Annotated in this window: 20 protein-coding genes and 3 pseudogenes; 12 read left to right on the top strand and 11 right to left on the bottom strand. The window is 38.5% G+C overall.

Translation table 11 applies throughout. From position 1 onward, the window contains the following. Positions 1–189: 189 nt before the first annotated feature. Positions 190–657, bottom strand: a pseudogene (locus PNIG_RS09015) (metal-dependent hydrolase); the annotation flags it as partial. Positions 658–732: 75 nt separating this feature from the next. Between PNIG_RS09015 and tnpA the strand changes: the two are divergent. The 3 genes from tnpA to tnpC are packed head-to-tail and all read left to right on the top strand — an operon-like array spanning position 733 to position 2,972. Beyond that, positions 733–1,038: an IS66 family insertion sequence element accessory protein TnpA gene (tnpA, locus tag PNIG_RS09010; protein ID WP_010555472.1), complete on the top strand. Its 306-nt coding sequence runs from the start codon at positions 733–735 to the stop codon at positions 1,036–1,038. Beyond that, positions 1,035–1,388, top strand: coding sequence for an IS66 family insertion sequence element accessory protein TnpB (gene tnpB, locus PNIG_RS09005; protein WP_254910727.1), 354 nt, complete (start codon positions 1,035–1,037; stop codon positions 1,386–1,388). The genes tnpA and tnpB overlap by 4 nt, the downstream gene beginning before the upstream one ends. Before the next feature lie 39 nt (positions 1,389–1,427). After that, positions 1,428–2,972, top strand: a complete 1,545-nt coding sequence (tnpC, locus tag PNIG_RS09000) for an IS66 family transposase (RefSeq protein WP_089368326.1) — start codon at positions 1,428–1,430, stop codon at positions 2,970–2,972. A 26-nt stretch (positions 2,973–2,998) separates the two neighbouring features. On the opposite strand, the pseudogene PNIG_RS08995 reads toward tnpC, so the two are convergent. After that, positions 2,999–3,259 (bottom strand): annotated as a pseudogene (locus PNIG_RS08995) (metal-dependent hydrolase); the annotation flags it as partial. Between the two features lie 210 nt (positions 3,260–3,469). On the opposite strand from PNIG_RS08995, the gene PNIG_RS08990 reads away from it, so the two are divergent. After that, positions 3,470–4,012, top strand: a complete 543-nt coding sequence (locus PNIG_RS08990) for a hypothetical protein (protein WP_011328271.1) — start codon at positions 3,470–3,472, stop codon at positions 4,010–4,012. A gap of 28 nt (positions 4,013–4,040) precedes the next feature. Here the strand turns inward: PNIG_RS08990 and PNIG_RS08985 are convergent, their stop codons facing one another. The 4 genes from PNIG_RS08985 to PNIG_RS20070 form a co-directional block, all read right to left on the bottom strand. Then, positions 4,041–5,642, bottom strand: coding sequence for an MASE1 domain-containing protein (locus tag PNIG_RS08985; protein WP_089368325.1), 1,602 nt, complete (start codon positions 5,640–5,642; stop codon positions 4,041–4,043). Then, positions 5,629–6,258, bottom strand: a complete 630-nt coding sequence (locus tag PNIG_RS08980) for a response regulator transcription factor (RefSeq protein ID WP_089368324.1) — start codon at positions 6,256–6,258, stop codon at positions 5,629–5,631. Before PNIG_RS08980 ends, PNIG_RS08985 begins: the two co-directional genes overlap by 14 nt. A 373-nt stretch (positions 6,259–6,631) precedes the next feature. Continuing rightward, positions 6,632–8,011 (bottom strand): NAD-dependent succinate-semialdehyde dehydrogenase, encoded by a 1,380-nt coding sequence (locus tag PNIG_RS08975; protein ID WP_011328268.1) that lies wholly within the window; start codon positions 8,009–8,011, stop codon positions 6,632–6,634. 118 nt (positions 8,012–8,129) lie between these two features. Beyond that, entirely contained in the window at positions 8,130–8,318 is a 189-nt protein-coding gene (locus tag PNIG_RS20070) for a hypothetical protein (protein WP_011328267.1), read from the bottom strand. Between the two features lie 268 nt (positions 8,319–8,586). Between PNIG_RS20070 and PNIG_RS08965 the strand changes: the two genes are divergently transcribed. Next, positions 8,587–9,444, top strand: a complete 858-nt coding sequence (locus PNIG_RS08965) for an AraC family transcriptional regulator (protein ID WP_041454433.1) — start codon at positions 8,587–8,589, stop codon at positions 9,442–9,444. A gap of 320 nt (positions 9,445–9,764) precedes the next feature. On the opposite strand, the gene PNIG_RS08960 is transcribed toward PNIG_RS08965, so the two are convergent. Then, positions 9,765–10,958, bottom strand: coding sequence for an acetyl-CoA C-acyltransferase family protein (locus PNIG_RS08960; RefSeq protein ID WP_089368323.1), 1,194 nt, complete (start codon positions 10,956–10,958; stop codon positions 9,765–9,767). Positions 10,959–11,329: 371 nt separating this feature from the next. On the opposite strand from PNIG_RS08960, the gene PNIG_RS08955 reads away from it, so the two are divergent. Both PNIG_RS08955 and PNIG_RS08950 read left to right on the top strand, forming a co-directional pair. After that, positions 11,330–12,250, top strand: a complete 921-nt coding sequence (locus PNIG_RS08955) for a transposase (protein ID WP_089368322.1) — start codon at positions 11,330–11,332, stop codon at positions 12,248–12,250. Positions 12,251–13,048: 798 nt separating this feature from the next. Beyond that, entirely contained in the window at positions 13,049–15,160 is a 2,112-nt protein-coding gene (locus PNIG_RS08950) for a TonB-dependent siderophore receptor (RefSeq protein WP_089368321.1), read from the top strand. A 97-nt stretch (positions 15,161–15,257) separates the two neighbouring features. Here PNIG_RS08950 and PNIG_RS08945 read toward each other — a convergent pair. The 3 genes and pseudogenes from PNIG_RS08945 to PNIG_RS08935 form a co-directional block, all read right to left on the bottom strand. Next, positions 15,258–15,662: pseudogene (locus PNIG_RS08945) on the bottom strand (peptide-methionine (S)-S-oxide reductase); the annotation flags it as partial. Positions 15,663–15,891: 229 nt separating this feature from the next. Further along, entirely contained in the window at positions 15,892–16,413 is a 522-nt protein-coding gene (locus PNIG_RS08940; RefSeq protein ID WP_086996965.1) for a TetR/AcrR family transcriptional regulator, read from the bottom strand. A 619-nt stretch (positions 16,414–17,032) separates the two neighbouring features. Further along, positions 17,033–17,236 (bottom strand): hypothetical protein, encoded by a 204-nt coding sequence (locus PNIG_RS08935; RefSeq protein ID WP_011328256.1) that lies wholly within the window; start codon positions 17,234–17,236, stop codon positions 17,033–17,035. 151 nt (positions 17,237–17,387) lie between these two features. Between PNIG_RS08935 and PNIG_RS08930 the strand changes: the two genes are divergently transcribed. Continuing rightward, the gene (locus PNIG_RS08930; protein ID WP_089368320.1) at positions 17,388–17,888 is read left to right on the top strand and encodes a GNAT family N-acetyltransferase; all 501 of its coding nucleotides are present in this window, start codon (positions 17,388–17,390) and stop codon (positions 17,886–17,888) included. Between the two features lie 297 nt (positions 17,889–18,185). After that, positions 18,186–18,356, top strand: a complete 171-nt coding sequence (locus PNIG_RS19930; protein WP_157696005.1) for a type 2 periplasmic-binding domain-containing protein — start codon at positions 18,186–18,188, stop codon at positions 18,354–18,356. A 334-nt stretch (positions 18,357–18,690) separates the two neighbouring features. Here the strand turns inward: PNIG_RS19930 and PNIG_RS08925 are convergent, their stop codons facing one another. Beyond that, positions 18,691–19,902 carry a porin gene (locus tag PNIG_RS08925; protein ID WP_089368319.1) on the bottom strand — a complete coding sequence of 404 codons (1,212 nt, stop codon included), beginning with the start codon at positions 19,900–19,902 and terminating at the stop codon, positions 18,691–18,693. 724 nt (positions 19,903–20,626) lie between these two features. Between PNIG_RS08925 and PNIG_RS08920 the strand changes: the two genes are divergently transcribed. The 3 genes from PNIG_RS08920 (at position 20,627) to PNIG_RS08910 (ending at position 24,001) form a co-directional block, all read left to right on the top strand. Further along, positions 20,627–22,216 carry an ABC-F family ATPase gene (locus PNIG_RS08920; RefSeq protein ID WP_089368960.1) on the top strand — a complete coding sequence of 530 codons (1,590 nt, stop codon included), beginning with the start codon at positions 20,627–20,629 and terminating at the stop codon, positions 22,214–22,216. Positions 22,217–22,367: 151 nt separating this feature from the next. Continuing rightward, positions 22,368–22,850 carry a 5-(carboxyamino)imidazole ribonucleotide mutase gene (purE, locus tag PNIG_RS08915; RefSeq protein WP_011328251.1) on the top strand — a complete coding sequence of 161 codons (483 nt, stop codon included), beginning with the start codon at positions 22,368–22,370 and terminating at the stop codon, positions 22,848–22,850. A gap of 2 nt (positions 22,851–22,852) precedes the next feature. Continuing rightward, positions 22,853–24,001, top strand: a complete 1,149-nt coding sequence (locus PNIG_RS08910; RefSeq protein ID WP_086996962.1) for a 5-(carboxyamino)imidazole ribonucleotide synthase — start codon at positions 22,853–22,855, stop codon at positions 23,999–24,001. Positions 24,002–24,019 lie beyond the last annotated feature (18 nt).

Raw genomic sequence — 24,019 nt, 5'->3', positions numbered from 1 at the left:
AATATTTGCGTGTCCTGTTTAATTTTTGCTGTTTTATAAACTATTTTTCTAGGTGAAATGAGTTTAATTGAAGCAAACACAAAGAATAAAATTATAATGACACCCACGCTAATCACTTTGAAAAACTAGGGCGGGTGTCAATGCTATTCACTTGATTTCGCTACGCGTATCATTATGCGTATTTAGGGCTTAAAATCTGATTTGTAAAGATTGAAATCTAAAATGAGACCAATCACTTAACGCTGTAATAGTTTGTTTTGTCGGAGGGGCAACATAAATTAAACCTGCAATGGCAATAACCGACGCCAACGTAATTAATTTATTATCGAAGTCAGCTATTTTTAGAGCGGTTCCGAAAGAGCGTTTAATTGTTACATTACTTAAATCTACGCTGTAAATTTCGTCCAGCAATAAATGAATTAATCCTCCGAGTAAAATAAACCCACCCGCTAACCAGGCAAAGGTGGCTGCTTGTGGGGTTGATTGATCATTCAGTTCCCATGTTACTTGTGTTGTTAATAGCGCGCATAGCAGTATAAATAGTAAAGAGTGGCAACTGCCTCTATGTACTGTGATCCATTCAAAAAGTGGTCTAATAATATATTTCATAAATCCGTACACCAATAACGGCACTACAATTAACTCGATAAAAGTAAGCGCGCAATTAAACCCACATACCAATATTAATGCTACCTATGCATAATTTACTCAGCATATTAACCTGAGGTAATTATGAATAAACAGCAAAAAATAAAACACTGGCAAGGCATTTTTGAGCAGCAAAAATCGAGTGGTTTAGCCATCATTCAATTTTGTCGTGATAACAACATTAACGCATCGACTTTCTATGTTTGGCGTAAACGCCTTTCTGACGAAACGATAAGGGTTAAAAAGCAACAGGTGATCCCGTTTGTTATTCATGAGCAAGCCTTTACACACCCTTCAATCATTAAACTCACCACACCAAACGGCTATCAAATAGACTTCGAGTCGACATTAGCGCACCAAGCACTCGCCAAATTATTGAGCGTACTGTGACACCTTGCACCCACCAAGTTTACTTGGTCACGGGATTCACCGACATGCGAAAATCAATCAATGGGTTAAGTATTATTGTCAGCGATACCCTATCTCTCGATCCTTTAAGCCAAGCGTGGTTCGTTTTTTGTAATAAACAACGCGATAAATTAAAAATTTTGTTTTGGGATACCAATGGTTTTTGGCTTTATTATCGTCGCTTAGAGCAAGGACGATTTCAATGGCCAAATCATGCTCAAGCACACGTAGCCATGGGGATTGAACAACGGCAGTTACAATGGTTATTATCTGGCTTACCGGTAAATAATAAAACCCGCCACTCAACTTTATCAGGGTTATCAGTGATATAAATTAACCAGATCGTTTTTTTTACTTGAACGATCTTTCCCATGTGTCATGCTATTAAAATGCCAGACACTATTCTCATCACCGAACTACAAAATCAGCTTGCACTTATGCAGGCTAAGCTTGATGGCTTAGAAAAAGATAAAATTTCACTGCAAGAAGATAAGGTTGAAATGCAATCGCGGATTGACCACTTGCTTGCTGAGCTTAAGTTAAGTAAATCCCAAAAATACGGTAAAAAAAGTGAAAAAGCCCCGCGAGGTACCTTCAACGAAGCGGAGCAGCATAAAACGACTGAGCCGCCTAAACACCATAAGAAAGGTAAACAAATACTGGCTGAGCACTTTGAACGAGAAGAAGTTGAGCACACCTTAACCGAGTTAACGTGTCAGTGTTGCGGTGAACAACTACATCAATGTGGTAGTGAAGACAGCGAGCAAGTGAAGATTATTCCGGCGAAAGTCAGTGTCATTAAGCACAAACAATTTAAATATGCTTGCAGACATTGCGAGCATGAACAATTGGCCAGTAAAATAATCACCGCGCCTAAACCCAAGCAGCCTATTCCTGGCAGCATTGCGAGTCCAGAAGCGTTATCGGCGGTTGTTACGGGCAAATACTGCGATGCCTTACCGCTTTATCGTTTCGTTGACATACTGGGCCGTGGCGGCCTTGAACTATCGCGCGGAACATTAGCTAATTGGTGTATTAAAGCGGGCCTGCTAATCAGCCCCTTAGTGGCAGCCATGCAACGTCACTTGCTTAGTGAGCATAGTTTATGTGCCGATGAAACCCGTACACAAGTGTTAGATGAAGGTGACAACCCTAGCAGCAATTCCTACATGTGGGTTTATCGCAGCAATGAGGTCAGCCGTGAGCCTGTCGTGATTTACGATTACCAAGCAGGTCGAAGTCGCGCTTGCGCAAAAGAATTTCTTGCCGGTTATCAAGGCTATTTACAGTGCGACGGTTACCGTGTTTATGACGGTATTGAAGGCATTACCCCTGTTGGTTGCTGGGCACACGCTAGACGCAAATATAACGATGCCTTAAAAGCAGAGTCGAAAAACAAAGGTCGAGCGCATAAAGCCATCAGCTTTATCAGCCAATTATATAAACTGGAAACCCACGCTAAAAACAAACAGTTATCTCCTCAAGCGCGGTATCAGTTACGACAAGAAAAAGCCTTACCCATATTAATGCACTTTAAAGCGTGGCTTGATGAAGCCGAAGGTAAAGTAACGGCGGGGAGTTATATTGGCAAAGCGATAAAATACACGCTTAATCAATGGCCGAAATTAATGCGGTATAGTGAAGATGGCGAACTAGGGATTGATAATAATATTACTGAGCGAGATATTCGGCCGTTTACCACTGGTAGAAAAAACTGGTTATTCTCAAAGTCAATTAATGGTGCCCAAGCAAGCGCCACACTCTATAGTATTGTGATGACCTGCCGTGCCAATGACATCAATCCTTATTACTACTTTGTGCATTTATTTAAAACGTTGCCGAATCGAGATGAGGGTGATGATGATTTTACCGAGCTAATGCCGTGGAATGTGCAGCTAGACTTCGATTATAGCTAAGCGCACTGCTTAAATGCGCGCTTACCGATAAAACTAATTTTAATAATTAGCTCAGTGGTTATGTAATGCAGTACCAGTAATACAGCGCTCAGTGCAAATAAGTTAAAAACAGTGTCGAGTGATGTGGAGTTATCTGAATCTATGTCTGGTAATAAACCGCCGATTGAGCCTAAAAACCATAACCAGAGCGCGCCCTTTAAATCAATATGTTCTGCAGATAATAAGGTGGCTGAGGCTAAGCCTGTGATAATTAAAGCAGTATTAAGATGAGTATTGAAGTTTGCCATTGTGTCTCTTGATGGGGAAATAGGAGGGCATTCTAACAATTATGTTATTTAAGACAAATAAAGGGACAGGCATAAAATAATTAACAGTGCCGTAAATTAATCCACTTGTATTTTCTAAGCCATTTTCCTAGATGGATTAGGAATATGGATGATTTTATACCAGGCTATTTGCTAATAAGCTAAATTTAACTAGGACGTTAGGGAAGTAAAATGAGTTTAATTGAAGCAAGCACAAAGGAATTTGGCAATATTACGGTGTTTTTACATAGCCTAGGCTCATTTTGCTATCGTATTGAGTGGTATAGCAAAATGACAGGTGCCTCAATTAGTTTAGCGCGTATTAAAAAGGGTAAATATATAGTCATTCGAAAATGGGCAGCTATACGGGGTTTAACTGATGTGTCTACAGAGTTTGATAGAGCTAATCAAGCATTTATCCATTTATTAAATAATGTTGACGTGGTTAAAGGTAAAGACGATTTGATAGTTGCAGCTAAGCAGCACTGCGTAAACTTATTTGCAAAGTCGGAAGGGTTAAAACCAATTAGCAAACCTAGTTTGCCAAAGCCACGATTACAAGGCGCTATAGGCAAGCAAGTGGTGGTAAAATCAAGGCTTGGCAACAGCCAAATAGCACAAGGTATGCTACTGCAGCTAATAGGTAACCAAGCTGAAATACAAGTTAATCCCGAACATATAGAAGCAGGCCAATTAAGGCAAAAGTTTTATACTAAACAAGTTTTTATTTGCTAAGCAATTTACAAATTAAGCAATGTGCTAACTAATCAAAGTAAAAAGGAAGCTTTACCTTAATGGTAAAGCCATTTTTTACACACACTTCAAAAGTTCCGCCCAATGCCATTGCGCGCTCTTCAATAAAAGCTAAACCATAATTACCCGAGTTGTTAGCAGGTGTTGCTAAACTGCCATTATCACTAATGGTTAGTGTAATAAAATTATTATCGGTTACGAGTTCTATATGCATTTTGCTGGCATTACTATGCTTAACACAGTTAGTTACAGCTTCTTGGCATATTCGATAAATAGCTATTTCATGATCTTTTGACAGGGCTTTATGAATTTTAAAGTCGGCCTGAAAATTAATTTTTGCCTTATGCAGTAAACTTTTTAGTCGCCCGGCTGTTATTGCCTTATTTAAGCCAAGTTCGTCTAATTCGCGTGGGCGAAGGTAATGCATTAATTGGTATACCGAATCGTACATGGTATTGGCATTCGTTTTTAAGCTTTTAACAAACGACTGAGTATCTTTATTACTCATGTGGGACAAAATAGATAAGTCAGTTTTTAAAGCAGTGAGATTTTGACCCAACTCGTCGTGTAACTCTTGAGAAAGATGTTTTCGCTCATTTTCTTGTACGCTAACCATTTTAGCCGCAAGGTGTGTGTTTTTAGTTAACTGCTTTCTGAGTTCTAGGTTCGTTTTATATAACTCATTATTTTTACGTTTTAGTTCAGTAATTGCAGCGCCTAAAACCATACTGGTAATTGCATTTGCTAAAATGAATAACTGGCTTATATAAGTGTTTTCAGGGGCATGAGTAAAGCTTGCCTCGAGTATAATTAAGCTATTAATTAACGTGGCACTGGTTACAGCGCCCAAAGAGCCAAACCTATACGAAAACCAAATAATGGGTAATAACGAGGCGAGCCTTAGTAGCGGGTAGGTGTCGGGGCGTAGTGCATATACAAAAATTACAATTAATAAAAGGCACAATAAAGCAGCCCCTAAATGCATCATTTTTAGTAATAGCGATTTATTTAATTTATGCCTCACGCTAAAAATTAGCATCATTAGCGGAGTGACTAATAGTGTGCCGGTAATATCCCCAAGGCACATATTTAACTGGTACTGTAATAATTCTGTAGCAACCAGTATATTGGTAAATTCAAACGCACTAGCAAATACAAACCATTTAATAGATGTACTAGCAACAGCCAGTAATATTAACGAAAGTATACCTTGGCTATCGTTAATACTGGGCGGCCAACGGCTGTTTTTTAAAATATAAATAAGCGCAATAAAGCAAAGCTCCTGCCAAAAACCATGAAATAAATTAAAATCCCATTGTGCAAGAGCTAAAACTTCATTATTAAAAGCACCCACAAAGGCAGCGAGAAGACGAGATGTTACCCATAAAGTTAGCCAATACTTTGTAGGTAAAAGTAAAAAGAAGGCAATTTTAATGCCCGCAGGAATAAAAATTGCGCTGCTTTCGGGGACTGTTTCTAGATTTTTGCTGAGCCAAAAAGCTGCAGCAAATATAACAAAATAAACAAGCCCAACAAGTAACTGCTTGGTTACTTGTTTAAAAGCTGTAGTAATAAAAAAACTAAACGAGGGGGATAGGCTAAGTAAGCTCATCTAGTTGTATTACTCCTACATCTATTGCAATTTTTAACAGCTCGAATGAAGTTGTAACGTTAAGCTTAGTGTATATATTTGCCTTATGGACATGAGCAGTTTTAGGCATTATTCCTAATGCTTGTGCTACTTGCTTGGCATTAAGCCCCTTAGAAAATAATGGTAAGGCCTCTATTTCTCGATTTGTTAGTAGCGTAAGTGCGCTACTTTCTGTGGTTAGGGCAAAGTTTACGTCTTCGCTTATATAGCGCTTACCCAAAGCTACAGACTTAACCGCATCTATTAATTCTTCAGAAGCCGAGCGTTTTGACACATAACCTAACGCGCCAAGTCGCAAAGCGTTACTCACATAGGGTTCATGGTCATGCATGGAGGCAACAATGGTTTTAATGTTAGGAAAATGCTCAAAAAGGTAAGATAAAAAAGTAAGCCCGGTTTCTTTTCCGTTAAGCGATATATCCACTATAAATATATCGGGTTGTTCTAGTTCAACCGCAAGCTTTGCTTCATTTACGCTGCAAGCTTCTATTATTACTTTCCAATCTGGCTGTAATTCGAGTAGCTTTTTAAAGCTATCTCTTACTAGTTGATGATCTTCTATGATACCAATGTGCATTTATATCTCCCTTTAAAATTATTATACATGGTAATAGGTAAGTATTGGCTAGGAAAAAATCTTAGAAAGGGTAATTAGGTAGAAAAATAAAGGGACAGGCATAAAATAATTTACAGTGCCTAAATTTTTGAATACTTCACGATCTTACTAAAAATAAGCTGTGGAATTTAATGTCAGCTAGCTTAATCTCTAGAAGATTTATAGTTTGGGCTGGTGGTTATTTGAAAGTCTATGCTTGCTCTTAGATGGATAAGTCTATTTATAAGCTCCTTGTTTGTAAAGTTATTTCAGGACGGGTCAGTGAGCAACAAAAAAGCCTAGCATGTTAACGCTAGGCTTTTTGTTATTTATTTATAAGAATTAAACTTTAAATCTATGCACTGGTTTTATTACGAATCAATTTGTAGTTTAAGAATTCAGTAATACCAAGGGTACCAAGTTCACGACCGAAGCCTGAGCGCTTAACACCGCCAAAAGGGGTGTTGGCTTCAGTACCAGAAGGTGCGTTTATGGTCACCATGCCGACTTCTAACTGATCAGCAATCTCAGCTGCCAATTCTGAGTCTTTAGTCTGGATTGACGCACCAAGACCAAATGGAACATCGTTGGCAATTTTGATCGCATCAGCGATATCACGAGCTTTATAAATAACAGCAACAGGACCAAATAGTTCTTCGCTATAAACAGCCATTGAGTTATCGACATTGGTAAGTACTGCTGGAGCAAACCAAGCGCCTGGCTTGTCTTTGACAATGCCGCCTTCAATTAGAACGGTGGCACCAGCTTTTATTGCTTCATCTAACTGCTTTTGTAAATTGACTGCAGCGCTTTTTGAGGACATCGGTCCGATAAAGGTTGTTTGATCTAATGGATCAGACAACGTCATCTCACGAACCGCATCGGCAAAGCCTTGTACAAACTTATCATAAACGGCTTCAACGACAATTAGGCGCTTAGCGGCGTTACAAGCTTGTCCTGTATTGCCAAAGCGGCCGGTGATGGCATCTGCTACTGCTTGCTCAATATCAGCATCTGCTGCAACGATAAAGGCATCTGAACCGCCAAGCTCTAAAACGACCTTTTTAAGGGCGCCGCCTGCTATTTTAGCAACTGCTTGTCCTGCACGCTCAGAACCTGTTAATGAGATGCCTTGTATTCTGCTGTCTTCGATGATAGTTGCGGCTTGATCATTGGTAGCAAATACATTGTTATATACGCCATCTGGTAAACCGGCATCTTTAAGAATTTCGACAATTACTTCTGCCGTTTTAGGGCACTGCGGGGCATGCTTTAAAATAATTGTATTGCCTGCCATAAAGTTAGGTGCTGCAAAGCGTGCTACTTGATAATGCGGATAGTTCCACGGCATAATTCCTAACAATGCGCCTACTGGCAGTTTCTCTACAAAAGCTGAGCCTTCGGCTACATTGATTTGGTTATGTGCTAATAGCTGTTCTGCGTTGTCTGCATAATAGCGATATATTTCAGCGACTAGAGCGAGCTCTCCTTTACCTTGGGCTACAGGCTTGCCCATTTCTACAGCGATCATGTTTGCCAGCTCATCTTGACGCTCAATATAGATATCTGCAATTTTGTGCAGAAGTGCGCTGCGCTCGCTAAGAGAGATGTTACGCCATTCTTTATAGGCATCATCAGCTTTTGTGATGGCTTGCTGAATATCTTGTTCATTTGCAGTAGGGTAGCTGGCTTCAACTTTGCCAGTTGCTGGATTGGTTACTTTATATTCGCTCATAAATATTCCTTGGATTAAAAGTTCATTTATAGTGACTCACTGAGTACAACTATTATTTATACAACTGCAACATGTAAGCGTACATCAATACTAAATGTTGCATTAGAGTAAGGACAGGTTAGATGAGATTTTGTGATTGCACATTGTTAATACGTGATACTTCAACAGACAGATCTATATATATTAAGTTATAGCTATTATCGGCTTTCATACCAAGACCGACTTGAGCAGATGTATTGAAGCTGTAATTGGTAATTTTAACTGTTGTGCTGCCATGTTCAGGGCGCGCTATCGAAACACGCTGCATAACCCATTACAAACAGCTGTTCTGGATTAAAACCCTTTTTATCTGGTTCTTGAAAGAACACCAAATCAAAAACTTAGTGAAACATTGTCAAGACTTGTATGCCCAAACTGATCACCGGCTGCTATTGCCTAAGCTGTGTAATACTTTCATTTTGTGATGCGATCATTATAAGGGACAGCTTAATAATTCGTTATAATAGTCCTACAAATGTGTTGCCTAATCCTATAAAAATTTGTACTGTCAATCAGGTTCTAAAAATAAGTAAAATATGATGCAGAAAACAAACATTGAGCAACTACTTAGATTAATCCCTAAGAACCAAACCATCGAATCAGATATTCCAGACTTAGTATTTCATTGTGCCGACAGGCCAGAAAAAATAATCGGTTACGTCCTAGAGCCTAGTATATGTATTGTTTTACAAGGCGAGCGCGAGGTTTACTTAGGAACAGATTGTGTAAAGTTTGACAATACTAACCTGATGTTTTGTCCAGTAGACGCTCCATTGAACATACATATTAAACAGGCTTCGTTAGACAATCCTGTTGTTGTATTATCTATGAAATTAAATTTGCTAATGATTCGCGACGTTCTGGCTAAAATACCACCTAAAAAACATATAGACGAGGGTTATTTTGGAATCAAATGGCAATTAGATGACTCTATCATGCCATCGTTTGATCGATTGATAGAGTTACTTAATTATCCAAATGATATTGAATTTCTATCTCCTTTAATACAGCAAGAAATTTATTATCGATTACTATCAGGAAAACAAGGCGATAAGCTGCGCCAACTGGTAACGAATGGCAGCCATATTCATCGTATTGCTCAAGCAGTCGATTGGCTGAAAGCACATCTAGATGAACCTTTGGTTATTGCAGACTTGGCAAGCCGCTGCGGTATGAGTGTTTCAGGGTTTCACCAACACTTTAAGAAAATTACTCAGTTGAGTCCGCTACAGTATCAAAAAAACTTACGATTAATGGAGGCGCGACGGCTGATTAAAATCAATGACGCGCAAATATCATACATTGCCTTGCAAGTAGGATATGAAAGCCCTAGCCAGTTTAGCCGAGAATATAAACGACTGTTTGGCATCAGTCCAAATAATGACTTGGATTAAAGCATCGCAACAGCAGTCTTCCAGATGGTCACAAAGCAGATATAAAGGGACAGGCATAAAATAATTAACAGTGCCGTAAATTAAACCCTGATATTTTCTAAGCCATTTTCCTAGGTGGGTTAGGAATATGAATGATTCTATACCCCAGGCTATTTGCTAATAAACTCATTTTAACTAGGAAAATAAAGGGACAGGCATAAAGCAATTAACAGGTTTATGCCTGTCCTTTAATAATCATGTCCTTTACTAATCAAAACTTTATTTTTACTAAATTAAAACGGCTTATTTTTAGCCGCTATTTCTTTTAAAATCTTTTATAACTAAAGCGCTTCAAAAATAGCAGCTATACCTTGTCCGCCACCAATACACATAGTGACCAAGCCGTATTTACCGTTAATGCGTTTCAGTTCGTACAGGCATTTGGTTGATAAAATAGCACCGGTTGCGCCAACAGGGTGGCCAAGTGCTATAGCTCCGCCATTGGGGTTTACTCTATGCTCAGGAAAGTTTAACTCATTGCCTACGCATAATGCCTGTGCGGCAAAGGCTTCGTTTGATTCTATTACGTCCATGTCATCAATAGTTAATCCAGTTTTGTCAAACACCTGTTGCACAGCAGGAATAGGCCCTGTGCCCATTAATGAAGGCTCAACACCTGCTCTGGCATAACCGACTAGGCGACCGAGTGGTTTTAAGCCTTGTTCATTGGCCTTTTGCTCCGACATAAGCACTAACATGGCTGCGCCATCATTAATACCTGATGAGGTAGCTGCGGTGACTGTACCATTTTGTTTAAAGTATGGTTTTAAGGTGGCGAGTTTTTCGACCGTTGTGTCAGCACGAACATGCTCGTCAGTATCAAAAATTTGATTACCGTTACGAGATTTAATTTCGATGGGCATTATTTGCTGTTTAAAATAGCCTGCGGTAATGGCTTTAGCCGCTTTATGATGGCTTTGTGCTGCGTAAGCGTCTTGTTGCTTGCGGCTAATGCTATATTTTTCTGCAATGTTTTCAGCGGTAACGCCCATAGGGGTGTTGTCCCATGGGTCTTGTAATGTGGTAGTTAGCTCATCAACTACTGTACTATCACCCATTTTTTGGCCCCAACGATTACTTGCTAGAGTGTAGCCTGAGCTACTCATGCTTTCTGCTCCGCCTGCTAATGCTGCGTTTACATCACCTAATTGAATTTGTTGTGCTGCTTGTATAATGGCTTCTAAACCCGAACCACACAAGCGGTTGAGTGTTACCGCGTGACTGCTAATTGGTAACCCTGCATCTAGCCCAATTACTCGCGACAAATACGCGTCTTTAGGACCGTTATGTATCACTTTACCTACCACACATGAACCAACTTGCTTTGGTGAAATATTGGCTCTGGCTAATGCTTCTTTGGCGCACATAGTGCCTAACTGAGCGGGAGTGAAGTTTTTAAGGCTGCCACCAAAGCCACCGATAGCAGTGCGTACTGAGCTTAATATTACTACGCTATTGTTATTAAATTTTGTCATTGTGTTCTCTTTATTATTATTTTTTGCTTGTATCCACTTTATTCTAAATGATATTAAAAGAGCAAAAGGATAAAGGTTGACTTTAATTCATCAAAACATAATTTTAAAATAAACTAAAGCTGCAGGCGTTGAGTTGATATATAACTTTGTTAATCATTTTATGTTTTTGCTTTAAAGAGATTTAAAAAGAGGATTTAAAAGATTTAAAAGGACAGGCACAAAGTATTTGCAAAACTCACATTAGCTACTACTGTTATTATATCCAGTGGTTATTGGTTTTGTATTTTATGACACGCGCAAGAAAAAATCTCATTGATTTGGCATCAACATCTTATTATCACTTAATAGCTAGATGCGTTAGGCGAGCTTTTTTGTGTGGTGATGATAAATACACAGGTAAAAACTTTGATCACCGCAGAGAGTGGCTAGTAGAGCGTATAAAGTTGTTAAGTAGTGTGTTTGCCATAGAGATTGCAGCTTACGCAATTATGAGTAATCACTATCACTTAGTTGTAAATGTTAATAGAAAGCAGGCACTAGATTGGGCAGATAGTGAAGTAATTGAACGCTGGTATAGGCTTTATAATGGCCACGCTTTGGTGGATAGTTACTTAAAAGGCGAGCCGTTAGATAATGCGAGTTTAGTTTGCTTTAATGAAATTATAGCTAAATGGCGAGAAAGACTTTACGACATAAGCTGGTATATGAAAAACCTAAATGAATACATTGCCCGTGAAGCAAATAAGGAAGATAGCTGCACAGGTAAGTACTGGGAAGGGCGCTATAAATCACAAGCATTATTAGATGAAACCGCATTGCTTAGTTGCATGGCCTATGTCGATTTAAATCCTATTAGAGCAAACATGGCCGGTACGTTAGAAGACAGTGATTTTACTTCTATTCAAGAACGTATAGCGCAATTGACAGCCTTTACTAAAAATACGGTTCAAACAAATAACCCCTCAAAGCAAAAAGATAGTGTTCAAGATCAAAGTCAACCAAGTCAGCTAAAGCCATTTTGCGCTAACAACATAAAACACACTATACCTTTTGCGTTACTAGATTACCTAGAATTAGTAGATTGGAGTGGTCGTCAAATTTCTCCAAACAAAAAAGGATATATAAATAAAGCAATTCCTAAAGTGCTAGTTACTCTGAATATAGAAGAAGCACAATGGCTTGAATCGATTCAACGATTTAGGCATAAATATTCAAACTTTGCAGGGAGTAAACAACGATTAAAGCAGCAAGCCGCGAATAACGATGTTAAATGGTACAAAGGTGCAGGGTGAGCGCCACACCTTCAGCGATAACTTAAACAACAACTTTAACAAACCACCTTTGAAACTAACTTTACCTGCCTGATATCCCTACTAAACATATATCTACTAATAACTTAAATTATATAAACTAATAGAGCGTAGAAGTGAGAGGGAATTAGTAAATAACGATGACGAACTTTGAGGTTAAATAAACCAGGTAATATGTGCCTGTCCCATTTTAATCCCTTTTTAATATGCCTGTCTCATTTTTAATAATAAATAACTTCATGCCAATATTGCAATAAACACCGTTTATGGTATAAGACTGCCAGCTTTAGTTTACTCAATATAGTATGGATAATAGCAAGGGTGAACAAGCCAATTTAATCTATTGAATTTTTTGAACTTTTATCGAAAAACGGCGCCCAGTATTATCTTTAATATAAAGCCGCTTTGCAGCAACAGCACTTAACCAAACACACCGAATTTATTTTAGCCTACGGCTACACCTTAAATCATACGTACCGCACGAATGCTTGTATGAGCACGTACCTGGGTATTTAGTATTAATTACACGCCGCTGGTGATGATCACGCTAGGCATGTCATTTTGTAAGTTAATTAATTCTAATCACACGGATATGGCCGTAAATTTGTGTAACCAGTTTATAAGCTACAGCACCTTATAAACGTCAATGCTTTAAACGTAATCCAACAAAAGCGGCATTACCTCACATGCCAAGCTTTGCAAACAGCCTATAAGTACTAAGCACTAGTTACTGCTTTAGGCTGCAATTCAATTTTAGTTATGTAATTAACAAGGTTAACAATGAACACCAATTTTAAAGAGCGTAAGCTTACTTATTTATCTGCTTGTTTAGTTTTCTTATTTACCAGCCAAACAAGCTCAGCCTTTGAGCAACCACCGCTATTTAATCAGGCTAATACAGCTATAGAGAGGGTTGCAGTGATAGGCTCGCGCCATGTATACAGCAGTAACTTTACGCCTTTAGAAACACCACAAGCTGAGCAAACAATCGATTTAGCAACGCTTGAAAATGCTGGCGCATGGGATTTAAACCAAGCATTGGATCTATCTGCTTCGGTTGCTAGGCAAAATAACTTTGGTGGCCTGTTAAATAATTTTGCTTTACGTGGTTTTACAGGAGATGAAAACCTCTCGAGTAACTACTTAGTTAATGGCTTTAATATAGGCTGGGGCTTGGGTGGTACGCGAGATCTGTCAAGTATTGCCTCGGTTGAGGTGCAAAAAGGGCCGCGTGCTGCGTTATTTGGCCGGGGAGAACCTGGCGGAGTGGTTAACTTAATAACTAAACGGCCAACATTTGATACCGCAGGCGAACTAAAACTTGCTGTTGCAAGTGAGGATACCTATAGGGCTGATATAGATTACACCACTGGGGTTTCTGATGATGTTGCAATTAGACTGATCGGTTTTTATGAAGATTCAAATAGCTTTAGAGGCACCATTAAAAAAACCAAACAAGGCGTTAGCCCATCAGTAGCTTGGTATATTAACGACAATAGTGAACTGATTTACGAACTTGAATTCAGTAAGCAAACAATACCTTTTGATAGAGGAGTGTTAGCAATAAATGGTGAGCTTGGGGTTATTCCTGCAAACCGATTTTTAGGTGAGCCGGGTGATGGCCCTATTACAGCACAAGTAGTTGGCCATCAGCTTGAACTTAAGCATGATATTAATGACGACTGGAGTGTATTAATTGCTGCTAATTACCGCGATACTAAGTTAACCGGTTTTGCCACTGAAACTGGTTTTGCAGGTGTAGTGAATGATGAGGTTAATCGCTTTAGGCGTTATCGAGATTACAGTGCAAACTATAAGGTTTTACGCGGCGAAGTTACTGGCGATATTAATTTTGCAGGGTTTGAGCATCGTTTAACTATAGGGGCTGATACCGATAAATTTGAAAACGATCAGTTTTTACTACAGGTAAAGGGCGATCAATATATTAATGTATATAACCCAGAGTATGGTGCTTATGCGCTACCTGCACCCACCACTCATACTGATCGTATTGAAATTCAGCAATCATTGGGCGTATTTATACAAGATCAAATAAGTTTAACCAATAAGCTAGATATACGTCTTGGCGCGCGTTTAGACGATTTTAAGCAAACACTTAATAATCGTTTAACTAATACAGGGTATAAACAAACAGAATCGCGTATTAGTCCGCAATTAGGGGCTGTGTATGCGGTGTCTGACTTTATATCGGCTTATGCGGCTTATGGTGAAAACTTTCGTCCGCTTTCGGGTACCGACGCCCAGGGAAACGGCTTTAAACCAAACCAAACAACTTCAAAGGAAGTAGGCGTTAAGGTTAGTTTAAATAACGGTGCGCTGGTGGGCACCTTAGCCTTATTTAAAGTTGAGCAACAAAATATGTTGGTTGTAGACGATCCAACAGCATTTACCAGTGCCGCTATTGGGGAGGCGCAAAGTAAAGGGTTTGAAATTGATATAAATGGTCAACTAACGAATAACTTAAACCTGTGGGCGTCTTATGCTTATGTTGATGCAACAACCAAAAATTCATTTTACGATAGCAACTTTGGCCTAAATATAGCTGCAGGCAGCTCGCTGTTAAATATTCCTCAGCATCAATTGAGTTTACAGTTGGTAAAGTCGACAGAAGTGAATGGAAAAGCACTAAAATTGGGTGGTGGTTTACTTTATGTGGGAGATCGAAATGGCTTTTTTGGTACCGACTTTACACTGCCAAGTTATATAACTGCTCGGGCATTTATGCGTTACGCCGTATCAGACTCAATAACGCTAACAGGGGAGCTAGATAACTTATTTAATGAAACTTATTATATCAGCTCATTTTCAGACGCTTGGGTGCATCCAGGCACGCCTCGTAGTGTTAGATTTTCTGCCTCGTTTAAGTTTTAATACCTTACACGTATTTTAAAAACGTATAACAGGCTGGTTAATATAAGCAGCCTGTTAGTTAATCTAGTATTGAGTAAGGTATTTAATTGTGGGTACTTTAGTGGCTTGCTTTATCGCCCCAAATTTCTTCTAGGCGGTTGTCGCGCCCACAACGCCAGCGATAGGTATTGTAGCGAATAGGATTGTTTTTATAATAATCTTGATGGTAACTTTCATCGCCTTTAATTGGGTAAAAAGTACTGGTGTTTAGTATAGGGGTAACCACGGTTTTATTTGGGAACTGTTTGCTCACTGCTTGTTTAGATTGCACTGCTAATTTGCGCTCTTGCTCGTTAGCTACAAAAATAGCGCTTAAGTAACTTGGCCCTTTATCGCAAAATTGGCCTTTAGCATCAAAGGGATCAATGTTTACCCAGTAATGCTAGAGTATAGCTTTATAGCTAACTATTGCAGGATCGTAAGTAATTTCTACAGCTTCATAATGACCACGATGATTGCCGTTAATGGCTAGTGTATTAACCTCCTTATTCAGAGCTTATTTTATTTATACTTTATATTATTAGATTTAATGGACAAAGTTATGAGTAAAAAGAACACATCATACTTTGTTGTGGGTGAGTATAGTTTAGCAATAGCGCTAATCTTTATGTTTTCTTTATCATAAGTAAAGGGCGGGGCTTACCGCATAGCGATGCTCCGTTTTAGTTACCAGTAATTATATAGTGCTCTGTTTATAGTAAGGCTATTTTTTGGGTAAGTTGCCTTAACATAGCATCGGCATTGGGAGATTGCTCGTTTAACCCGCTAATTAAAGTCATAAAGTAGCAGTCAATCATTACGCTTGCTTTTACGTCATCAATTTGAGTTTGCTGCTGAAATAATAACTGTTTAAATAGGCTTACTTGCTCACTAAAAAAGGTTGCTTGCCAAATAACATTACTGATAAGTATTTTACTAAATTCACTGTTTTCACAATAAAAATAATACAGGGGATGTGCATAATGACGCAGCTTTAATCTAGGAGAGTGTTGTTTATCGGATGCGCGAGCTTGATTAATTATAGCGGTAATTTGTTGCTGCATTCCGGCAATTAATAAGTCTATTTTATTTTCGAAATGACTAAATACAGTGCCCACAGCCACACCAGCAGCTGTTGCAATTTCTCGGGTTGAGGTATGCTCGTAACCTTGTAATAAAAATAACTCCCAAGCAGATACTAAAATTTTATTACGTGTTCTCTGTTTTTTATCCATTATATTTGTGTATTGCTCTCTACTAGTTTTATTAAGTAATGTTTGTAAGTGCAAAATAAGTGTTTATAAAACTGCATTAAAAACAATTGAGTACCCTATTTTAAGCTTGCAAATGCTTATTGACTATTCGCTACTTACTAAATTAAGTAAATAGTAATTGAGTGCGCTCACTTTTATTGTGAGCATGCTCAATTAATAATCTGCATTGTTATTATTATAGCAAACATGTATTTGTTCATTCTACAGGTTCTAGTTTGCTTATCTAACTCTCAAGTTAGAGTTTATTGTCTTATTTAAGCGCATTAAAATAAACCAGTAGCTTGGTTATAAGCGATAATACTCACTCGCGTAAATGCTATAAAAATTAGCTCAGTGTAATACTTAGGATATGTTGTTTAATAGCTGCATTTTAACTAAAATAACTTTATTTATAATGGTTGGTGTGTTGTAAGCCAATTATTTTTAAAGTTTTTGAAGATGCTGATGCTGAGCTTGGTGTTAATGTATACAGTGAAGATGATGCATTTTAACTTTTATAATCTCGCAGATTTAATTAATAACCAAAAGGCTGCTTTTTATCAAAGCAGCCTTTTGGTTATTAATGTAAGCTAAAAAGTCGTTATTTATTTTGCTGCTCTCTTGCTAATTGGTTTGGCAATAACTGCTCTATAATTTCGCGAGCGGGAAGGGTGTAGCGCGTGCCGTCAAACATCACCGAAGTGAACTCGTTAATATTAGTAATCCCCGTTAGGGTCCAACCTTCGCCGCGCTCAGGGCAATAAACCGTGGTAGTGGGCTGTATTACTTTAAAATCGTCACTCATGGCTAATTACTCTCAATATATTGCTTGTTAATGCAGTATGGTAAGTTAATAATACTGTTATATAAAGTGCTATTTATTGCTTAATAGCTATTTTTACAAATACTGAATTTAAGTAGTAGGTAGCTCAAAAATTTATAATTTTGGTAATTGCATGTTTAAAACAATAACACTACCGCGAGTTACCTTGCGTTTAATAACTCACAAACATGGCGCAGCTTTGTTTGGCATTTTAAATCATCCTTTAGTGTCTCAATATAACGATTACCAAACACCGCTTAGCCAGCAACAGGTTAAGCAATTAATACAAAACGATATTAGCGGCTATTACGAAGGGGGTGTATTGCGCTTAGCAATTGAGCATAACAGCAATGGCCAATTGTTAGGCTCTTGTGGTTTATACAAAATAAATACAGACAAGCAAACTGCTTTTATAGGTTTTGAGCTACACCCAGATTTCTGGCAACAAGGAATTATGCAAGAAGTGCTTTTAGGTTTTATGGCAGTAATGCCTGCATTACAATTAAAACATTTGTATGCTGAGGTGAGTACACACAACCAACGTTCACACGCTTTGCTAATAAAGCTAGGATTTACGCTAAAGTGTGGTGTACAAAATAGTGATAACAGTTCACTTTGGTATAAATTATTATAGAGTTAACGTGCTACAATAGCCTGTTTAAATCTAAACGTTACTTCCGTAATTACTGTAATTATTTATAATTAAACACAGTAAAGAACACATCATACTTGCTATGGGGGAGTAATACCTTAGCAAAGGTGTTAAATTTATAGAGTAGCAGGGCAGTAGTAAATGCTAAGCGCAGATATTTATTTCAAATTACAATATCTGAGATCCTGACGACTTATCCGGTTCACTTAAATTGCACATTTGAGTTCGGCGTGTTTAACCTTTATGGTGGCTTTGGTCCGCTCTTATACAACCTACTATATGCAAGTGCACGTAACGTTATTTGAAATGACAGCTACAGAGCAAATTGATATAGCGTTTTCAAGGCCATTACTAAGAAGCACAATTAGCAATGAATTTATTAGCCATACGGTCTATCCAGATAAGCTAGTTGCTCTTGTTAATCAAGGCCATAAATGTGAAAGTAAATAAGTCGGGTTTTCGCCAAATAGTGTTAGCAAACCTAGGCATATGCAAACATTAGTAACCGAGATTGTAATGTTTAGGAGTGGGGTGATAGGACTGTATTGTGCACAAGAAATTTTACAGTGAGGATGTCATTTTATAACGCTAGAGAATGTAAGTACGCAAAGTCCACTACAAATTCAATTTAAAAAATGACGTAAGTACAACATTTGTAAATATAGTTTTAAGCGCCAAAATAGACATTCAAAGCAGCATGGCTGAGTGATGCTATAAACTTAAAACCAATAAAAAAGGCCTTGTTATGCTCTATAACAAGGCCTTTATAAAACTATGTTAGGCTTTAAAGTATATACCTAAAACCAATTGTGATGCCGTCATCTTCCGATTGTTCCATAAGTGCTTGTTGTTCTTTATTAGCACTTTCAAAGTCACCAAAATCTTTACGTGCTTCTATGTAAAGCTGGGTATTGTCGTCAAGTAAGTAATGAACACCAAAAACGGCAAATTGACGCTTAAATACATCGTTAGGATCGGCGTTAAAGTTAGGTTGAATTACGTAATCGTCGCCAGCATCAAAAAGGTTGTATGCAATAAATGGTCTAAAGTCATTATCGAAACGGTAAGATACAAATGTTTCTATACCAACTGCTTCTTTAATTAAGCGACCCAAATTGTCGGTATCATGGTTTTCGTTTTTATTAATGTTAGCGGCAGCGTATAAACCTGGTGCGTTAATGTTACCCCAAATAATACCAGCGCCATAAATTATATCTTCTACTGAGCGAGTTGTGCCATCGCCAAAGTGTAAGTCAAACTCACCGCGGTTAATGCCGGCAGTTAACGTAAGCATATTGGTTACGTTATAAGTTACTGCGCCACCAAAAGTGTAATTAAACTCTACTTTTTGTGCTGTCGCATCGCCAGCTTCCCATTTTGTTTGGCACTGTGCTTCTGTAATATTGCTTACATCACAAGTGTAAAACTCACTGTTTTTTAGCTGCGTTTGTACGCTAAATTCAAAGTCGTTGTAAGTATTGCGATATTGCAGCGTTTTATCACCGCGACCGGTACCATTTACTGCGCCATCGTCTTTATTATATGTGTAAACACCTGCTGCGTTACCATCCCACACATAGCTGTAGTTGGTGGCGTAAACAACATCGAACCACGAACCCCATTGTTTACCAATGGTAATTTGACCATATTTATCATGCGATAAGCCGGCATAACCTAAGCGGTTATATAAAAACTCATCTTGAATAGATTCAAAACGGTTATTATAAACAATATCACTGTTACCAACAGGGTTTACACCCCATTCAATTAAGGCCAGTGCTTCCCAATCATTTTTTAATTGGCGTTTAAAAGCAAAGTTAATACGCGAGGCACCATTTACTATTTCAGTTTGGTTTTGGGTATTGATCGCACGAACGTCAATATAACCACCAATAGAGACAGCATTTTTATCGTCTTTATAAACTTCTACTGCTGATACAGCTGGAGCCGCTAAAATACTTACGCTTAGTAGAGTTGCTAACTTGTTATTTATCATTTGTTGCCTTGTGTAAATTTGATGCTTTTTTATTGGGGTATATCTGTGGGATTGAAGACTAACAAAGCAATAATATGCTCAAAAGTGAAAAATAATCACCCGCAATAAACAAAATAAATGGCAAATATTCACCAAGCGTTAATTTTGTTTTTGTGGTGTTGCTTTTTTTAATGCTTTGAGTTGCTGGGTAGTTGTTTGGTATTAGAAATTAAAAAAATAAAGGTGAGTTTTTTTCAAGTTGGCTAAAAGCTAAAAAGTGAAGGGTAGTGCAAAAGCTCTAAGTGGCTTTTATATCATCAATATATACAAAAATATTTTTAATAAAAACTAAATGCGACAAACAAGCTAACAAACAGGTTAAACAGTTGTATTAAATAATTTTGCAGGTGTTAACAACGGCGAATGAAATTCAGTCAGCAAAAATTTATTAATTAAATACGCACCAGCAGCAATATCAATTGCTGACTGATGTTGTTTTTGGATACAAATATAAGGAGGTGCTAACTTTTCAAAATTGAAATTTGTTTAATTATGCGGCAATTTAATCGCTTTGTAAGGTGCGTTACCTAGTGTGCGTTAAGTAATATTTTACAACTTAATTATAGTTATTAAAGCAGGCTCTTATTTGCGTATTTAGCCTTTAAACTTTCATAGAAAAAACGATGAATTTGGTTTAAACTGCGCGCAATTAAAATACATCATGTCTCCCTTGGAGGGTAGCGCTATTATTAGTACAGCTAACATCACCATGCAATTTGGTGCTAAACCATTATTTGAAAACATCTCAGCAAAATTTGGCGACGGCAACCGTTACGGTTTGATCGGTGCTAATGGTTGCGGTAAATCAACATTTATGAAAATTCTAAGTGGTGAGCTTGAGCCGTCTTCGGGTAACGTTAGCACTGATCCAAATGAACGAGTTGCTAAACTAAACCAAGACCAGTTTGCGTACGAAGAGTATTCTGTAATTGATACTGTGATCATGGGTCACAAGCAGTTATGGGAAATTAAACAAGAACGCGACCGCATTTACTCTTTAGCTGAAATGAGCGAAGCGGATGGCATGAAAGTAGCAGATTTGGAAACTGAATTTGCCGAAATGGACGGTTACTCTGCAGAATCTAAAGCGGGTGAGTTGTTATTAGGTGTAGGTATTGCTACTGAGCAACACTATGGCCCTATGTCAGAAATTGCGCCAGGTTTTAAATTGCGTGTACTTTTAGCACAGGTACTGTTTTCAGATCCTGAAATAATGCTACTCGATGAACCTACTAATAACTTGGATATTTATACAATCAAGTGGTTAGAAGATGTATTGAACCAACGCGATTGCACCATGATAATAATATCGCATGACCGCCACTTTTTAAACTCGGTTTGTACCCACATGGCCGATATTGATTACGGTGAGCTGCGTATTTATTCAGGTAACTACGACGAATACATGTTTGCTGCAACGCAAGCACGTGAGCGTCTGTTAAGTGAAAACGCCAAAAAGAAAAACCAAATTGCTGAACTTCAACAATTTGTATCACGTTTTTCTGCTAATGCGTCAAAAGCTAAGCAAGCAACGTCGCGTGCTAAACGTATCGACAAAATTCAGTTAGATGAAGTTAAAGCGTCATCACGTCAAACGCCATTTATTCGTTTCGATCAAGAAAAACAATTATTCCGTAATGCGTTAGAAATGACTAACCTTAGCCAAGGTTTTGGCGACAACACTTTGTTCTCTGGCCTTGAAGGTTTAGTAGAAGTAGGTGAACGCATTGCTATTATTGGCGAAAACGGTGTAGGTAAAACAACACTGTTAAATACCTTTGCTGGGCGTTTAGCGCCTAAGTCGGGTGAGTTTAAGTGGTCTGAAAATGCCAATATTGGTTATTACGCGCAAGATCATGCAGATGAATTTGCCACCGGTATGAACTTATTTGAGTGGATGGAGCAATGGCAGCAAGAAGGCGACGACGAGCAAGTGGTGCGCAGCTTTTTAGGCCGTATGTTGTTCTCTCAAAACGATATTAAAAAGTCGGTTAAAGTAATATCGGGTGGTGAGCAAGGCCGTATGTTATTTGGTAAAATTATGATGCATAAACCAAATATATTACTAATGGATGAGCCAACCAACCACATGGATATGGAATCTATTGAAGCACTTAACTTAGCACTTGAAGCCTACGAAGGTACTTTATTGTTTGTGTCTCACGATCGCCAATTTGTATCATCGGTTGCTACGCGTATCTGGGAAGTTAAAGACGGTAAGGTTATTGACTTTAGAGGTACCTACGCTGAGTACCTAGCAAGTAAAGAGGCGTAAATAGCGCTTTACTGCTAACTTTAAAAAGCCATGTTTAACATGGCTTTTTTTGTTTTTGTTAGTCGCAATTTAATGACTTTTGGGTATAATACCCGCCATAAAAGCGGACATAAGTCCGCTAGTTAAAATAGTATATTACTGAGGAGTATTTATGAAAGTTGGCATTATTATGGGTTCTAAATCAGATTGGCCAACCATGGAACATGCGGCGCTCATGCTAGAAAAATTTGGCATTGAGTACGAAACAAAAGTAGTTTCTGCCCACCGAACTCCTCAACTCCTTGCTGATTACGCAAGCTCAGCAAGTGACCGTGGTATTAAAGTTATAATTGCAGGCGCAGGCGGCGCGGCCCATTTGCCGGGTATGGCAGCTGCATTTACCTCATTACCAGTACTTGGTGTGCCAGTTAAATCAAAAGCGCTTAATGGTATTGATTCGCTACTTTCTATTTGCCAAATGCCTAAAGGTGTTGCGGTAGGGACATTAGCTATTGGTGAGCCTGGCGCTGCAAATGCAGGTTTACTTGCAGCGCAAATTTTAGGGTGTCAAAACCCTGAAATATTCGCAAAAATTGAAGCGTTTCGTAAAGAACAAACCGACACTATTTTAGCTAACCCTAATCCTGCAGAGTAATAATGACTATTTTAATTTTAGGTGCAGGGCAATTAGCACGCATGATGAGCCTTGCTGGCGCGCCACTTAATTTGAACGTGGTTGCGTACGATGTAGGCAGCCAAAAAATTGTGCACCCACTCACAGGCGAAGTTTACTCAACCACATTAGAGCAAGCCATAGCAAACGCAGATGCAATTACTGCTGAGTTTGAGCATATACCTGACGATGTATTAACACTTTGTTGTAATAGCAATAAGTTTTATCCGGGTAAAGCGGCCATTAAAACTGGTGGCGATCGCCAAATCGAAAAAGCACTACTAGATAAAACAGCTGTAGCGTGCGCACCGTATCAACTTATTACTGAAAAAGCGCACCTTGAGCTTGCGGTTAAAAACCTAGGTAAACCTTTAGTTATTAAAACCTGTCAAGCAGGCTACGATGGTAAAGGCCAATGGCGATTAAAGTCTGACGATCAAATTGATGAAATTTGGGCTCAAATGTCTGATTTTATTGCCTCAGGCACAGCACATGCACCTCATACTATTATTGCTGAAAAAATGATTCCGTTCGATCGTGAAGTATCTATTATTGGTGCACGCGATAAACACGGTAATGTTGCAATTTATCCGTTAACCGAAAACCAGCACACCAATGGTGTGTTAACCTTATCGGTAGCAGGTTTAAATAATAGCCATGTAGAGCAGCAAGCTATTGATGCCTTTACTAAATTAGCGAATGAGCTTAATTATGTGGGTGTATTGGCAATTGAGTTTTTTGACGTTAAAGGCACTTTACTGGTAAACGAAATTGCCCCGCGTGTACACAACTCAGGCCACTGGACACAGCAAGGTTGCCATTGCTCGCAGTTTGAAAACCATATGCGTGCGGTTGCAGGGCTGCCTCTGGGTAATACTGAGCTTAAACACGCCACTGCGATGATAAATGTGCTTGGCCAAGCCAGTATTCCTACTGCAGTTTTAGAAGTGACTGATGTAACTAGTCATTGGTACGGTAAAACAGTAAAACCAGGGCGTAAAATGGGTCATATTAATGTCTCAGCTCAAAGTCTACATCAACTAGGTGAACGCTTAGCTGAACTTAGCGAGTGTTTACCAGAAAAAGCCTACCCAGGTATTTTAGCCACGAGTACATCTTTGATACTCAACTAAAAATAAGCAATAAATTGG

Source organism: Pseudoalteromonas nigrifaciens, from assembly GCF_002221505.1.
Taxonomy (GTDB): Bacteria; Pseudomonadota; Gammaproteobacteria; order Enterobacterales; family Alteromonadaceae; genus Pseudoalteromonas; species Pseudoalteromonas nigrifaciens.
The sequence above is the reverse complement of the archived record's forward strand: the minus strand, read 5'-3'. Positions and strand labels throughout refer to the sequence as shown.